This is a genomic window from Flavobacteriales bacterium (assembly GCA_021296215.1).
Classification (GTDB): Bacteria; Bacteroidota; Bacteroidia; order Flavobacteriales; family ECT2AJA-044; genus ECT2AJA-044.
On record JAGWBA010000014.1, the window covers coordinates 1 to 16,070 of the forward strand.

Below are 16,070 nucleotides of genomic sequence, written 5' to 3' on the forward strand. Positions count from 1 at the left end.
ATTTTGTAATCGCTGAGTTTGCTATATTTTACAGGCATTACAGAACAAATCTATCCAATTGTTCCGGTCTTATGCCTTTATTATTCTGATTTTGGGGCCACAAAGTTAACAAACGTTTAGGGGGTTACACCAACGAATTGGCCATTTCTCTCGTGTATTTTGGTACTTTTAACCTTGCCATATGGACCTACGAAAAACCCATTCATGAAAAAAACTCTTCTTCTTGTTATTCTTCTCTTTTCTTGGGCCACAGTTCCCGCACAAATTTGGGCGGGATTGGATCAGGTCATATGCGGTTCAGACTCAGTCACTCTGGGTGCTCAAGTTGATCATGTGGCTCCGACCCTCGTTTACGCGAATGGGGCGAATCTAACAGACGATCAATACTCGGACGTTATTGCTTTGGGATTCAATTTTACTTTCTTCGGGAATACGTACGATAAGTTGGTTTTCAGCTCGAACAACTACATCACTTTCGACACTACGGTAGCCACCGGGTATTCGAACTGGGACATTACGGGTCCAGCACCCACGGCGGGAAACACACCCACCAATGCCATCCTCGGGCCATGGCAAGATGTAAACCCTTCCCCATTTCCTCCTCCACCGGTCTATGCAGTGATGTACGGAATATACGGGCCACCGGGACAGCGGGTATTCGTTGCTGGTTTTTGCGAAACTCCCATGTTCAGCTGTACCGGACTACTCTTTAGTTCTCAAATTAAACTGTTCGAGGCCGACAACCACATCGAAATGCATATTCAGAGCAAACCTCTCTGTACCAATTGGAATTATGGTCATGCGATACAAGCAGTGACTAATTCAGACTTGTCTTTCACTGTGGTAGTTCCTGGTCGAAATGCGGGTACGGCAACTGCGCCGGTGACCTGGACCGTCAATCAGGATGGAATGTCCTTTTTCCCAGTAGGGACGTCATATTTTTCATTTCCCATCGCTTTTGCTCCGACAGTCTTCAGTAATATTCCACCCGTCGTTGAGTGGTTCGATTCAACTGGAACCAGCATAGGTATTGGCGATACCATTCAGGTACTTCCTCCTGGAAATATGACGTACTACGCCAGCGTATTGATCTGCGGAAATCAACAGACAATATCGGACACTGTAAACATACAGTTCTCGGGTTTGAACCCACTGTGGGATGTCGACTCAGTCATTTGTAAAGGAGATAGTACGGGAAACATCACCTCATTATCGACCGGAAATGCGGTGCCCCTCAGTTATTTATGGTCCACTGGAGACACCACTGCCGACCTATTGAACATATCAGCCGGCACCTATTTCGTAACCTTAACTGATCAGGAAGGATGCTGGGTCAGTGATACCGTTGACGTTTTCGAGGCCGACAGCCTGCTTTTTAATCCGGTCGTTGAAGACGATCGATGCAACAATGGCGTAGGAAGGGTTATTCCAAACATAGCCGGTGGTGTTCTGCCCTATCAAATTCTGTGGAGTAACGGATCTGTATCGGACACATTGTCAAATGTTACCGCCGGTGTATATAGTCTTATATGTACGGACGCCTTGGGCTGTGTACATACTGACACCTTCACAGTTGGCAACATGGATTTCGCGGTTGTTATTGATTCCATTTTAGGCCTTCCCGAAGCTTGCGGTCGAGCTGATGGGTTCATTGAAGTGGCTGCCTCCGGAGGCACCTCCCCCTATTTATACGAGTGGAGTGATGGCTCAACGGGCTCCTTAATTTCGGGTTTAATGACTGGCTTCTACGACCTAACAGTGAGCGACCTCAACGGATGTACGGCCTACGGTCAGTACTTTGTACCCTACCATGAGGCACCGATTCCGGGAATCGTGGGACCCGATTCGGTTGATACTGCAGATCCGTATGCCACATTCTACGATACTACAGATGCCATTGCGAGCTGGACTTGGCAATTCGGCGATGGGTCAAGCGGAATAGACAGTGTGGTCACGCATGTCTATCAGCAGGACGGAGAATACTTGGTTTCTCTGACCGTCACTGACAGCATGGGATGCGAAGGCATTACCACAAAAACGCTATTCGTTGTTGAGGAATTCTTTTACTATGTTCCGAATGCCTTTACACCGAATCAGGACGGAACCAATGAATTGTTTTTTCCAGTTATCCTAGGAGCGGATCCGACCACCTACTTGTTTCAAATTTACAGTCGAAACGGCCAAATGATCTGGGAATCGAGTGATCTGAGTACCGGTTGGAACGGTACTGTTGATAACGCCGGAACGGAAGCTAAGCAAGATGTATTCACTTGGCGATTGTATTTCCGAACGTTCAGCGGACGCGAGATTGTGGAGAAAGGAACCATTACCCTGATCAGATAAGTCAAACCGTTTGAATCCTGATCTTCCTTCGAAGGGGATAAAAATGAAAATCCCGCCGTAGGCGGCGGGACTTCCAATAAAAACTAACCAAATTAGACGTCGATATTCGCGTATTTCGCGTTCTTTTCGATGAACTCACGTCGGGGTGGAACATCGTCTCCCATAAGCATGGAAAACACGCGATCCGCTTCCGCTGCGCTGTCTATTGAAACTTGACGCAGGGTGCGGCCATCCGGACGCATCGTTGTTTCCCATAGCTGTTCAGCATTCATCTCTCCAAGACCTTTGTAGCGCTGAACACCGACTCCTTTCTTCTCTTCACCGCCCATTTCCAACATCAGTTGGTCACGTTGGTCATCGTTCCACGCATACTGCTCTTTGCTTCCCCTTTTCACGAGATACAGTGGTGGCGTGGCGATATAGATGTAACCAGCTTCAATTAGTTCTTTCATGTAGCGGAAGAAGAAGGTCAAGATCAAAGTCGATATGTGGCTTCCGTCAACATCAGCATCACACATGATAACGACTTTATGGTACCGCAGTTTCTCGATATTCAATGCACGCTCATCTTCTTCTGTACCTATTGTGACTCCCAGAGCCGTAAAGATGTTCTTGATTTCTTCGTTCTCAAAAACGCGGTGCTGCATGGCCTTTTCAACGTTGAGGATCTTACCCCGAAGCGGGAGTATGGCCTGAAACTTTCGATCGCGGCCTTGTTTGGCCGTTCCACCTGCCGAATCTCCCTCTACGAGGAATATCTCGCAAGCTTCCGGATCTTTATCCGAACAATCGGACAGCTTTCCAGGAAGACCGGTACCCGTCAACACGTTTTTGCGTTGCACCATCTCTCGGGCCTTTCTTGCGGCGTGACGAGCACGTGCTGCAAGAATAACCTTTTGGATGATCACTTTAGCCGATTTAGGATGCTCTTCAAGATAGTTTGAGAGCATTTCACCGACCAATTGGTCTACAGCCCCGCTCACTTCTGAGTTACCCAATTTGGTTTTCGTTTGACCTTCGAACTGAGGCTCCATAACCTTTACGGAAACCACGGCGGTCAAACCCTCGCGGAAGTCGTCACCACTCACCTCTACCTTTTCCTTTTCGAGCATGCCGCTATCTTCGGCGTACTTCTTCAAGGTACGAGTAAGCGCTCTCCGGAATCCGGCCAAGTGCGTACCCCCTTCGTGGGTATTGATGTTATTCACGTAAGAGTGGATATTCTCGTTGAACGTGGTATTGTAATGCATGGCGACCTCTACGGGAATATCGTTCCGCTCACCCTCCATGTACATCACCTCTTCAAGCAACTTGTCGCGGTTCTCATCGAGGAATTCAACGAATTCCTTGAGACCTCCCTCACTGAAGAAAGAATCGCTCACAAAGCTTCCATCTTCTTCTGTGCGGCGCTCATCGGTGATGTTCAACGTGATTCCCCTGTTCAAGAAGGCCAGCTCGCGCATACGCGCTACGAGAATGTCATAGCGGTACTCCGTTTCGGCGAAGATGGAATCGTCCGGCTTAAAGTAGACGATGGTACCACGCGTATCCGTTGTACCGGTTTCCTTGACCGGCCCCTGAGGAACCCCGCGCTTGTACTTTTGCTCGTAAACCTTTCCGTTCTTGTGCACGATGGCGTGCAGGTCGTTGGACAAGGCGTTAACACAACTTACACCGACCCCGTGCAAACCACCGGATACCTTGTAACTGTCCTTGTCGAACTTACCCCCGGCATGCAGTACGGTCATGACGACCTCCAGGGCCGAACGCTTCTCCTTCGGGTGGATATCCACCGGAATACCACGCCCGTTATCCTTTACACTGATCGAATTGTCTTCGTGGATGGTCACATCGATCGTATCACAATGCCCGGCGAGGGCCTCATCGATGGAGTTATCTACGACTTCGTATACCAAGTGGTGCAATCCCTTCTGCCCCGCATCTCCAATGTACATGGCCGGACGCTTGCGCACGGCTTCCATGCCTTCGAGAATCTGAATACTCCCGGCCTCGTACTCTTTCGGCTTTATTTCATCACTCATAGAAAGAACTCTAAGGTTTCGTCAGGTCTTAATCTTAGGTTAACAAAGATAGTAAATTCAACCCCTAAAACCGCGCCGAAACCCGCGTAAACACTGAGTTTTTCAACAATTATAATGCAGTTATCAACAGCCTTTGGGATATGGCCCTCGCGGGCCGATGCGGAACTTCCCGTTCCGGTCAGAATCGATAGGTAAAGCCACCCAGCACATTGAATCGCTGAGCCGGGTAATAGAGCCACAGCTCGTACTTGGACCCCGTCAAGTTGTTTAACCTCAAGAAGGCCGACAAGAGCTCGCTATAGCGATACTCTAGCCCGAGATTGACATCCACGTACGCAGGCAATACCTCGCGGTCATTGGGTACGCCCGCCAAGTTGGCGGGTAGTACTTGTCGCTCCCCCACTAAAAAGGCCTCCAAGTCCACATAGATCTTGTCGCCAATGAGATACTTACCCAATGCGGTCAATTGAAGCGATGGAAGGTTCCAAGCCGCCGCAAAGTTCTCCGGGGAGTAACTATTGAACGCACCTCGGAGTCCGGCCGTGAATTTATCACCCGTTTGGAAGAACACCTCGCCGGCCACTGTAAATACACCCATTTCATCGTAAATGATCTTGAATTTGTTGGTGTCGAGATCGCCAACTACCGGACTGTACGGATTATTGTAGAACAATACGTAGTCGCTATACGATGCGAACTGAGCCTTTACATTAAAGCTCGCCTGTGAACTCAGCGCTCCCTTCAACCCCGCGAAGATGCGCCCCTTCTGAACAGTGATCTCAGGCTGAAAATAATCCGTGATGAAGGGGTTCTGCTCAGTTAAACTGCGGTAACTGTTCGGCATCAAGCGTCCGTCCCATCCACCATAAGCGATCAGGATATCGTCAACCACATTGTAGGTCACATCGATCTGCGGAAACAAGTTCGCGCGGGTCGATTCAGCAGTAAGGTCTCCTGTTAAGTAAGCATGTATACCCAGCGTAAAATGTAGATCCCCATACTGACTCTCGATCCGAGGGCGAATCCCGAATATAAAATAGTCTTGTGCCAAAGTGTCGAAGGCCGTGTTCAAGTACCGCGCATCCACATCGAGCCTAAAAAGTACTTCTCTCACAGGCGTAGAGATCTCAGCTAAGAATTGCAGATTGTTTTCCGCCCCATCAGCGGCATCAAAGAAGCGCATGTATTTCACTTCCACACAGTCTAAGACCACCTCATCGCGATCTTTGGAACTCTTGAGCTCGAACTCCGCTCCGACCGTGTGAAAGTCTTGGCGAATACTATCCTTCTCAATATCCTCCGCGACATTTCCGTAGTAGTGAATACGATCGTGATCGTAGTACAAACGACCGCCCAGGTTAAGGCCGCTGTAGTACCTATGGCCGAACACCCCGACGTTGTTCTGTGCAAACCCGTTGAAGGCGTAATCCTTGATCCCTCCTTGAGAGCTCAAGTGGCGCACGTAAACTCCGCCCGACCAATTTCGGTTTCTACGGCTCGAATGACTGAAATGCACGTACGGTGTCGTGTAATTTCCAAAGCCCACTTCGAGGTAGTTCTTGTACAGTTTATCGAGCTTGGTGCGACTTATGCGCGCAGGAGCTATTGGCTCTGGTGTAAAACGAGTTTCGTACTCCAAAGGACGAATGCTGTACTGGAGGTTTAGTGGCTCCGGATTCGTGTTCTTCAGCGAAGGGAAATACTGGAGCTTTACAACATCCGAAAGCGTTGGATCGTACTCTTTGACCACCGTTATCTCCTCGGTTCCCAGGTCGCCGGGTTGTGCCATCGCGCCGTAGACGCAAATCGTTAATATGCTGAGGAAAACCAATCTTTTCATCTTATTCTTCATTTTCCTGTTCCTCCATATCGTCGGGCATCTCGATCTGTAGGGTGTCGATCACGATGCGCTGTTTCTCTTCGATCTGACGCTCTTGAGCGCGCACGATAGCTTCTTTCCATCGCTGTGCCTCGGCTAAGATCTCGTCGTTATTGCTTCGCTGTAGAATCTGATCCAAGGTGAAATTCGCTTGGTACAGATCATCGAGTTTCCAGTAATTACGCGCCAATAAGATCAAGGCTTTGTTCCCCCAGAACTGGTACGATGGCATATTCTGTAACAGATCGAAAATGCGCTTTTGACTCTCTTCGTAGTTGCCCGCATCGAATTCCAATTCAGCGAGGTAGTACTTTGCCTCTGCGCGGAAGACGTTGGCCGCTTTGTCTTCGACCCACAGGAACTCGCGTTGGGCCACCTCGCGGTCACCGGACTTAATGGCGCTCTTGGCCAAGATAATGTGCGCTTCCTGCTCCAGGTCGACATCGAGTTTGTCCATACGCAGTACGCGATTCGCGTATTGAACCGATTGCTCACTCTTTTCGAGCTTGAAATTCGTTCGCATGAGTCCGATCACCGCGGTACGGCGATTCTCGGGGTAGGCCGCTTGGCGTTCCAGAACAGCGTAACGCTCCAAGGCCATTTCCCAGTTCTTCCGACTGAAGTACAGATAGCTCGACTGCAACAAGGACTCTTCAGAGTATTTATTCTTCTTCGCCATGGCCAAGAACTCGTAGTCCTCCAAGGCACCGCTTAGGTCGTCTACCCGGTAGCGACATTGCGCACGGTAGTAGTGAACGTCGAGGTGGAAGATCCCACTCGGGTACTTCTGTAGATACTGATTGAGCGCGGGTAAGGTCTTGTTACAATCGCCTTGAGTGTACTTCAAGTAGGCCGCGTCAAAGCTCAAGCTATCCAATTCGGCATCGGTGATATTGGTAAAGTCGAGTCCCTTGACCCAGTCGGCATAGGCTTCTATATTTCCCAGGTCGATGTAGATCTTTTCCGCGACGGAAATGGCTTCGTTCGCCTCCGGAGAATTAGGGTAACGATCGACCACTTCTCTCAGCTTGATCAGTGCGGCTTCATTCGCCCCGATATTGTAGTGGATCAACCCTTGATTCATGAGTGACTTGCGCCCATAATACGAATCCGGATAATCATCCAATACCCGTTGGAAAGTTTGAACGGCCAAATCGTTTTGCTCGCTCTGCATGTAGCTTTTCCCTAGCGCGTACAGCGCGTCGTCGATATATTGACTCTCGGACTGCTCTTGGATGAGTGACTGCAACTGATTGATCCTGGCCTGGTTGTTACCCAGGAGTCCTTGGCACAGTGCCGCTTGAAAGTAAGCGTAATCTACATCGGGTCCGGCCGTGGCTGCCGCAGCTTCGTAAAAGCGGTTGGCCGTGAAATACCCTTTGGTAACGAAGTAGCTATCGCCAATGCGAAGTTGAGCGTCGTGTATTAGGCGTTCATTTTCATTGTTGGCCTCATCCACGAATTTACGAAATTGAGTGGCGGCGTTATTGTAATCTTTGGATTGGAAGTAAACATAGCCCAGCCCATACCGTGATCGGTTGAAAAGAGGACTTGTAGTAGCCCCGGGAGTAACGCGAAAATCGGTGTATGCCACTCGTGCTTCATCGTATCGCTTCTGCTGAAAATACCCTTCGGCCATCCAGTAGTACGACTCCGCTTCCATGGTACGATCGATAGGGTACCGTAAACTCTTACTGAAAAGGTTGATCGCATTTTGCCACATGCGGTTGTTAAAAAACTCTATACCACGGTTAAAAGCGATCTTTTGATAAGCGCTTTGGAGTTGTCGATTCCTCGGTCCCAATCGCTCCAAGCTCTCCAGAGCACGTCCGTAATCCTTGGTCGTTAGGTACGCATTTACCAAGTATGTAGATGCTTCTTCAAAGTATTCCGATTCGGGGTAATCATCAATAAATGCCTGCAATTCACGACCTGGATTCTGATATGGATTTCCGACCTCGTAACTCAATTTGGCTACGTTGAATCGAGCAGTTTCTGTAAGGTCGGGATTGAAGTTTAACTTGGCAACAGATTCAAAGGCGTTCAAGGCCTCACTCTTCTGATCTTTTTTAAGATAGCAATCAGCTAAATGGAAATAGGCATTTTGAGCCAGTGAATCGCGTGCATCGACAATTTTATTGAAGGCGCCAATAGCTTCATCGTAGGATTCAGTTCGGTAATAAGTATAACCGAGCTGGTAGTAATCCTCATCCTTCATTCTTGGCCCCTCTTCTCTATAACGCTGAAGGTATGGAAGTGCTACTTCGTATTCGCCAAGGTGATAATGAGCCTCTCCGATAAGCCTTGCCACTTCCGGGGCGCGTTTCTCGGTAGCCGACGCTAGGAGTGATTCGCCGCTTGTAGCCAATTCCTCCCATGACTCCAGGTCGTAGTAGATCTGGGTGATATAGTAGGGAACGATGGGTCCAAAATTCGGATCGCCCCGCAAGCTCTCAAAATACTCGAGGGCGCTGGCGGTCTTCCCTTCGGAGTACGCTATATGGCCGTAGTAATAGATCGCTGAAGAACGATATTCGCTTTTGGACTCGACAGCCTCCAACAAGTGAGGTTTCGACTCTTCGAACTTCTCGCGCATGAAGTAGCTGTATCCTAATTTAAAGTGATACTCGGGACGCTCTGCACGAGCCAGAATTCGCGGATCCAACCTTTCGTACCAATCGATAGCGTCATTGTACTTTCGGCGGCCAAAGTAGTGGTTCGCCGTATGCCACGTGATCTCATCGACCCTTGGTGAAGCCGGATGTGCTCGAACGAACTCTTCGACTTCGTGCTCTGAATTGCGCTGCTGCAATTCGAGCGCACAAATGGCGTGGTAATATTCGGCATCGATTCGAATTTCGGAATGCGGTTCCGGGGATGACTCGATCACCTTGGTGAATTGATTTTTCGCTTGAACGAATTGTCCCTTATCGAACAGCACTCTCGCTCGGTCGTAAGCCTCGTATGGATGTGTGTGTATCTCGGTTTGTTGAGCTTGGCCTTGACCAATGGTCAAGACAACGGCAGCACCCAACAATAGCCCTTTTAAGTGTTTCATATCAATCTGCTCGGTACAGTATTGGCGAAGCTAAAGTACAATAGTAACATGCGGAGGGGGCTTGCGGATTGAGATAGTTATCAAACGCCGTCTGTTTATTATTATTTTAGCCCAAATTTGAATCCAAAGTCACATGGACGTACTCATTTCCCTAAACCGGGCCTCCATCTACCAACGCGTAAGCCTCGTACTCAGCGATGTAAACTTCGAAATTGAAAAAGGAGCTTTCGTTTATTTGATCGGAAAGACCGGTAGCGGAAAGTCGTCTCTGCTCAAAACTCTTTACGGAGACCTCGAACTCAATCAGGGTCAAGGCGAAGTGGCCGGATTCGATCTATCGACTTTGCGAGAGAAGGACATCCCATTTCTCCGCCGCAAGATCGGTATCGTATTTCAGGATTTTCAGCTCCTTACCGACCGGAATGTTCATGAAAACCTGCTTTTCGTGACCAAAGCCACGGGTTGGACCGACAAGGCAAAAGCGGAAGAGCGTATTGAGGATGTTTTGAAAAAGGTGGGCATGGAAACCAAGGGATTCAAAATGCCTTTCCAACTATCGGGAGGTGAACAGCAACGTATCGCCATTGCGCGGGCTTTGCTCAACGATCCGGAATTGATCTTGGCAGATGAGCCCACGGGTAATCTAGACCCCATCACATCAGAGGAGATTATGAAACTCCTTTGGGACATCAGTAAAACGGGACGAGCCATTTTCATGGCAACACACGACTACAGCCTTATTCGCAAATTTCCTTCGCGTATTCTAAAGTGCGAGAGTGGTCAGGTATCGGATCTTCGAACAGCAGGGGCCAAAGAGAACGAAGCGTAGACCTATTGCTGAAATTGCGTTCAAGAACTTCTGCCCTCATGGTATCTTGTTGAGAAGGTTCTTGCATCAGGTCGCGAATCAGTTTCGAGAAGTCACCACAGTCTTGGGCAACATGGCATAATTCCTCGAGCCCAGTACCCTCCACCATTGGCGTATTCACAACACAATGGCGCCCCAGGTAAAGGGCAGATAATAATTTCAACTTAATTCCCGTGGCTTGAAAGGTAGGAAGCACGTTAATGTGTGCATTTCTAATCAAGTCTTCTATGCGTTCCGTAGGCACGTCGTTCTCCAGCCGAATATGATCGTGCTGTTCCACAGCCGCCTTAAGCTCGGGTTGAGCATCGCTTCCGGCAATGACGAAAGGAATCTTTAGATCGTTGAATACCTCGTCGATCAAGAACATGGCTGCACGGTGGTTTTCGGAAACTCCGAGGTTTCCGTGATAAAATACGTAGCTTCCTCGTCCTTCCAAGCTTTCTACTGCCTGATGAGCATGAAAAGCTGAAACATGAGCGACCTCCATATTCGGGAATCGTCGACTGAAGTACTCCGCATCCGGAGCTGAGATCGCTGCAACAGCAGTTGCGTGCTCCAGTTCCTCCTCAAAACGCTCAAGTTTAGTGGCCTCATTCTGAAAATACAATCTCTTGAAAAGGTTCGATTCGGCTTCGACCAAATTCAAATAGTATTCGTGCTCGATATTGTGGCTGCGCAGAATGCGGGTGCGATCCGCCAAGTCAGGATGAGCCAAATAGTAACAGCAGTGAACTCCTTCAAAGATTATTGGATAATCATCTTGGTTCAACCGGTCGATCAATTCGTTTGAATTCCGGCTGACGACGATATACGGACGGCGTTTGAATAAGTTGCTCCGGCCCACTTTCCGTGGATAATAATGCACTTCAGCGCAAAGCAACTCTAGCTTCTCGGAGTGCTTACGACCATATTCATAACAGTGTAGATGCACCTGAACTCCTTCGTTGTACAAGGCTTGAACTTTGTAGAATACATCAATGACCCCGCCGTAATTGGCCGGACAAGGAATATCGAAGGAAATTAAATGAACGTGCTTGGGCTTAGGCAAAACGGTCAATGATTTGGGTTAGGTTCTTTTTCTCATGATCCCAGTGCAATTCAGTTGCGGCTTCGCGTGCCTTAGCTTTACAGGCACTAAGGTATTCATGATTGCGCACGAAGCGCTGCATGGCCCAGGCGATGTCCGACGGGTCGTGACTCGGAATAATGGCCCCCAATTCGTACTTCTCCACTATTCGTTTCACCTCGACCACGCCACTAGCTATGACGGCGATACCGGCTTGCAAGTAATCAAAGAGCTTGTTCGGTAAACTGAAGCGATAATTGATATTCGTGTCTTTGTCCAAGGTTAAACCTACATCGCAGATCTGCGTGCACTGCATCATGCGCTCGTATGGCATTCGCGGGTAAAAATGTACCCGGTCAGACAAGGACAACTCTTCTACTTTCGACTTCAGAATGTCCAGAACGTCGCCCCCGCCAATGATCACCAAATGTGCTGTCTCCACTTGCGCCATGCCTTCTACGGCTTCTTCCGCGCCTCGGTCCACGTTGATTCCGCTTCCTTGCAAAATGAACACGGTTCCTTCGTCGGGTAGACCCCAGTCTCGGCGAGAGTTCGCCGTTTTAACGTCGAATCGCGGAGGTATATTTCGCACCACGGTCAAACTTTTTCCATACTCCTCCTCATAAAGGCGTGCAATACTCTGATTTACAGTAATTACATGATTCAGGCGTGGGAAAATATTCTTCTCTATTCGCTTCCAAACTGCCTGAACTTTCGGGCGACTCTCGAGCTCCGGAACACAGGTGAAATATTCGTGGGTGTCGTAAACCAATGGCTCACCTTTGAGCCGGCTCACCCAAAAATTCGGCCAAAGCGTATCCAAGTCGTTACTCCAAAGCAATTGAGCGCGTCGAATCAAGAGAAAAACGAAGAGTCTAAAGTTGTATTCAGCGTAAAAAGCAAAGCCCTTGTTGAAGAAAAGGCGCATGCGATGCGTCTCGTAAGGGCGGTCGAGCTCCAGACTGTCGGGCAGCTTTCTCCCTACCAGAAGCACGTCAAATCCTCGCTCGCGCAGTACCATGCACGTCTTGTGCACACGCTGATCGGTACTTAAATCATTCGTCACGGATACGATCGCTCGCTTCACTCCCTGCAGTTTGGTCGCAAAAATAGGCAATTCTTAACAGTCACTTAATGTATCGCCCTGGCGGGCGGATGTATATCTTTGTCGCCATGAATTGGACACTCAAGGCCGACTTACAAGCGCTCAATACCTTTGGCCTGCGAGCTCAGGCTAAACGTCTCGGGCGTTTCACCTCTAGGCAGGAACTCCGGCGAGCGCTCGAACAAATCGATTTGCTCAACGAACCGTTGATGATCCTGGGCGGTGGAAGCAATATGCTGCTGACCACTGATTTCGAGGGTACCCTTTTGCGAAATGAGATCAAGGGAGTAGAGATCGTCGATGAGGACGATGATTCTGCCTTGGTGCAAGTCGGGGGAGGTGAGGTTTGGCATCAGTTCGTGCTGTGGACCATAGAACGCGGGCTGGGCGGATTAGAAAATCTGAGTCTGATCCCGGGCTCGGTCGGAGCAGCTCCTATTCAAAACATCGGCGCATATGGAGTCGAAGTTAAAAGTACTTTCGTGAGCTGTGATGCCCTCGAAATAGCTACTGGCGACCTGCGCACCTTTACTCCCCAAGAGTGTGCCTTCGACTATCGCTGGAGTGTTTTCAAAGGACCCTTAAAAGGTAAATACGTCATCACATCAGTGACCTTTAAGCTGAGCAAGAATCCTGTTGTTAATACGCAGTACGGAGCGATTCAGGAGCAACTCAAGGCCATGGGCGTTGAGGGAACACCGACCATCAAAGAAGTCAGCGACGCGGTGATCGCTATACGTCAGAGCAAATTGCCCGATCCCAAGGAGATAGGGAATAGTGGGAGTTTCTTCAAGAACCCGATAGTGAGCGAGTCCAAATACCGATCCTTAAAGGCCGATTTCCCCGAGCTGGTTGCGTATCCTGCCGCAGGCAGTAATTATAAAATAGCGGCGGGTTGGTTGATCGATTTTTTAGGCTGGAAGGGCTATCGTCGGGGCGATGCGGGGGTGCATGCTCGCCAAGCGCTCGTACTCGTGAACTACGGAGCAGCCAAAGGCGTTGAAATTGCAGCGTTGGCCCGGGACATCCAAGACGATGTTCGAGAGAAGTTCGGAGTCGAACTGGAGGCCGAAGTCAACTTCATTGGCCCTCGAGGACCAGTGTAATTTCGTATCTTTGTACACTCAAAAATCGAGACGCTCATGTTGAAGATCATATTACTTGCCGTTGGGCTTTTGGCCCTTGGAATCGCCGGATTGGCGATCAAGATCTGGGGAAAGAAGGATGGAGAGTTCTCGGGTACATGCGCGAGTAATTCGCCCTTTTTGAACAAGGAAGGTGAGTCGTGCAGTATTTGTGGTGCTGCTCCCGGTCAGCAGTGCCGCAAGGAAGAGGTTGTCACTGAGGCATAATACCTAATTCCTGTCAGGGCGATTTTTATCGGATCAGGTTTTCAAAGCCGGGCGACTGATAAACTTCCCACTTCCCTTTTTCATTACTGTAAACGAACATCGCTTCGAGGTCTGTCCGGGTTTCGACCAGTTCGATGGACTTCTTTAGACCCAAGACCATGAAGGCCGTTGCGAAACCGTCGGCTGCCATAGCTTCATCGGCTACGACGGTTGCACTGAGCAAGTTTTGTTGTACTGTGTATCCCGTAGTCGGGTCAATGGTATGTACATACTTTTGACCCGTGGTTTCATCGGCCCGAAACTTGCGGTAATTTCCTGAGGTGGCCAATGATTTGCCCTGCAGAGCAACAATGGCCTGAAAAGGATCCTCACCTCGCTCCTTAACGGGTTTATCGATACCAATTCGCCACACACGCCCTTCGAGATTCACCCCTTTTGCCCGGAGCTCACCTCCTACTTCGACAAGGTAATCGCCTATCCCTTTACTTTCGAGGAATTCGGCCAACAGGTCAACTGTGTAACCTTGCGCAATAGCATTGAAGTCAAATACGATTCCGACCGGGTCGGTTATAACCTTCCCGTTTTGAATGCGCACTTTATCCAGTCCCACGTAATTCATCATACTATCGACCTGGGCGCTATCGAGCCGCGAAGGGCCTTTAGGACCGAAACCATAGGCGTTTACCAATGCTCCGACCGTTATATCGAATCGTCCATCCGTGGCCTTATGGATCGCCTTCGAGGCTTCAAAGACTTCGATAAAAAGCTCGTCAACTCGAACCGCGGTGTCTCCTTCGTTCAGTCGGCTGATGAGTGATGCACCGTACCAAGGGTTCATGCTTTGATCGACCGCTTTGAAAATAGAATCGATCTCGCTCTCGAACGATGTTTCCGGATCGCTGACTACTGTAGTAATCTGATAGGTGGTGCCTTGGGCATCGCCTTGGTAGCGTACAAGTTGACCTTCGGGTCGAACGGTACAGGCTACGAGCCCCAAGAGGCCGATCAATACAACGTGCAATAGACTTTTCATGACGGTAAAGTTCGCAAATAAGAAAAGGGGCCGAGGCCCCTTTTTGTTCTTTAGCCCCCGAAGTCGTCGAAGGCGATGTTCTCATCCGGCACACCCAGATCGTCGAGCATCTTGAAGACCGCCGCGTTCATCATCGGTGGTCCACAGAGATAAAACTCAATCTCTTCTGGTTCCGGGTGGTGTTTCAAGTAGTTTTCGAGTACCACGTTGTGAATGAAGCCTGTGTAACCGTCCCAATTGTCTTCGGGCATTGGCTCACTCAATGCGATGTGGTAGCTAAAGTTGTCGAATTCCTTCTCGATCTGACGGAAGTCTTCCGTATAGAAGAGTTCGCGTTTAGAACGACCACCGTACCAGTACGACACCTTGCGATTACGGGTCTTTTCGGTGTGGAACAAATGGAAGATGTGCGAACGCAATGGAGCCATTCCGGCACCACCTCCGATGTACAACATCTCTTTCTTAGTGTCCTTGATGTGGAATTCACCGTAAGGACCAGAAATGGTCACCTTATCACCCGGATTTCGAGAGAATACGTACGAAGAACAAATTCCGGGATTTACATCCATCCACTTATTCTTGGCGCGATCCCAAGGCGGAGTGGCGATACGGATATTCAACATCACGATGTTTCCCTCAGCTGGGTGATTCGCCATGGAGTAAGCGCGGAAGATCTCCTCGTCGTTCTTCATCATGAGATCCCAGATACCGAATTTATCGTAGTCAGACTTATACTCTTCCCCGATATTGTAGAGGTCTTTACTGAAGTCTACTTCGATAGGCGGCACGTCTACTTGGATATAACCTCCTGATTGGAAATCCAGTGTTTCCCCCTCGGGCAACTTTACAACGAACTCCTTAATGAAGGTGGCTACGTTATCATTTGAAATGACTTCGCATTCCCATTTCTTTATACCGAAGATCTCTTCAGGAACTTTGATCTTCATATCGTTCTTCACCTTCACCTGGCAGCCCAAGCGCCAGTTCTCCTGAATTTCTTTACGAGTGAAGTACGGCTTTTCGGTAGGGAGGATTTCTCCCCCTCCTTCGAGCACCTGGCATTTGCACATAGCACAGGTACCACCACCTCCACACGCCGACGGCAAAAAGATCTTGTTGTTACCCAATGTGCTGAGCAAAGTACTTCCCGACTCTACTTCAACTTCTTTTTCTCCGTTGATACTCAACTTTACCGGTCCGGAAGGAGCCAGTTTTGCTTTGGCCGTCAAAAGCACCGACACCAACAACATGATGATGATGGCGAAAGCGACAACGGTCGATACTATGGTGAGTGTACTTAAAAGCATCCTTTAAGAGGTCTGAT

Annotated in this window: 11 protein-coding genes; 4 read left to right on the forward strand and 7 right to left on the reverse strand. The window is 49.2% G+C overall.

The window, feature by feature from the left end; genetic code table 11:
- Positions 1-204: 204 nt before the first annotated feature.
- Positions 205-2,343, forward strand: a complete 2,139-nt coding sequence (locus J4F31_03860) for a gliding motility-associated C-terminal domain-containing protein (GenBank protein MCE2495706.1) — start codon at positions 205-207, stop codon at positions 2,341-2,343.
- Positions 2,344-2,435: 92 nt separating this feature from the next.
- On the opposite strand, the gene gyrB is transcribed toward J4F31_03860, so the two are convergent.
- The 3 genes from gyrB to J4F31_03875 all read right to left on the reverse strand — a co-directional run bounded on the left by gyrB (position 2,436) and on the right by J4F31_03875 (position 9,322).
- Positions 2,436-4,385, reverse strand: coding sequence for a DNA topoisomerase (ATP-hydrolyzing) subunit B (gyrB, locus tag J4F31_03865; GenBank protein ID MCE2495707.1), 1,950 nt, complete (start codon positions 4,383-4,385; stop codon positions 2,436-2,438).
- A gap of 178 nt (positions 4,386-4,563) precedes the next feature.
- Positions 4,564-6,225, reverse strand: coding sequence for a TonB-dependent receptor (locus J4F31_03870; protein ID MCE2495708.1), 1,662 nt, complete (start codon positions 6,223-6,225; stop codon positions 4,564-4,566).
- A 1-nt stretch (position 6,226) separates the two neighbouring features.
- Positions 6,227-9,322: a tetratricopeptide repeat protein gene (locus J4F31_03875; protein ID MCE2495709.1), complete on the reverse strand. Its 3,096-nt coding sequence runs from the start codon at positions 9,320-9,322 to the stop codon at positions 6,227-6,229.
- A 133-nt stretch (positions 9,323-9,455) separates the two neighbouring features.
- On the opposite strand from J4F31_03875, the gene J4F31_03880 reads away from it, so the two are divergent.
- Positions 9,456-10,151: an ATP-binding cassette domain-containing protein gene (locus tag J4F31_03880; protein MCE2495710.1), complete on the forward strand. Its 696-nt coding sequence runs from the start codon at positions 9,456-9,458 to the stop codon at positions 10,149-10,151.
- Here J4F31_03880 and J4F31_03885 read toward each other — a convergent pair.
- Together J4F31_03885 and J4F31_03890 are read right to left on the reverse strand one after the other, a co-directional pair.
- Positions 10,060-11,247 (reverse strand): glycosyltransferase, encoded by a 1,188-nt coding sequence (locus J4F31_03885; protein ID MCE2495711.1) that lies wholly within the window; start codon positions 11,245-11,247, stop codon positions 10,060-10,062. The two genes, J4F31_03880 and J4F31_03885, sit on opposite strands and share 92 nt — an antisense overlap.
- Positions 11,231-12,343 (reverse strand): glycosyltransferase, encoded by a 1,113-nt coding sequence (locus J4F31_03890; protein MCE2495712.1) that lies wholly within the window; start codon positions 12,341-12,343, stop codon positions 11,231-11,233. Before J4F31_03890 ends, J4F31_03885 begins: the two co-directional genes overlap by 17 nt.
- Before the next feature lie 86 nt (positions 12,344-12,429).
- On the opposite strand from J4F31_03890, the gene murB reads away from it, so the two are divergent.
- Positions 12,430-13,467: a UDP-N-acetylmuramate dehydrogenase gene (gene murB, locus J4F31_03895; protein MCE2495713.1), complete on the forward strand. Its 1,038-nt coding sequence runs from the start codon at positions 12,430-12,432 to the stop codon at positions 13,465-13,467.
- 39 nt (positions 13,468-13,506) lie between these two features.
- Positions 13,507-13,713: a membrane or secreted protein gene (locus J4F31_03900; GenBank protein MCE2495714.1), complete on the forward strand. Its 207-nt coding sequence runs from the start codon at positions 13,507-13,509 to the stop codon at positions 13,711-13,713.
- 25 nt (positions 13,714-13,738) lie between these two features.
- Here J4F31_03900 and J4F31_03905 read toward each other — a convergent pair whose 3' ends face one another.
- Both J4F31_03905 and nqrF read right to left on the reverse strand, forming a co-directional pair.
- Entirely contained in the window at positions 13,739-14,746 is a 1,008-nt protein-coding gene (locus tag J4F31_03905) for an FAD:protein FMN transferase (protein MCE2495715.1), read from the reverse strand.
- 50 nt (positions 14,747-14,796) lie between these two features.
- Positions 14,797-16,053, reverse strand: coding sequence for an NADH:ubiquinone reductase (Na(+)-transporting) subunit F (gene nqrF, locus J4F31_03910; GenBank protein ID MCE2495716.1), 1,257 nt, complete (start codon positions 16,051-16,053; stop codon positions 14,797-14,799).
- Between the last annotated feature and the right edge of the window lie 17 nt (positions 16,054-16,070).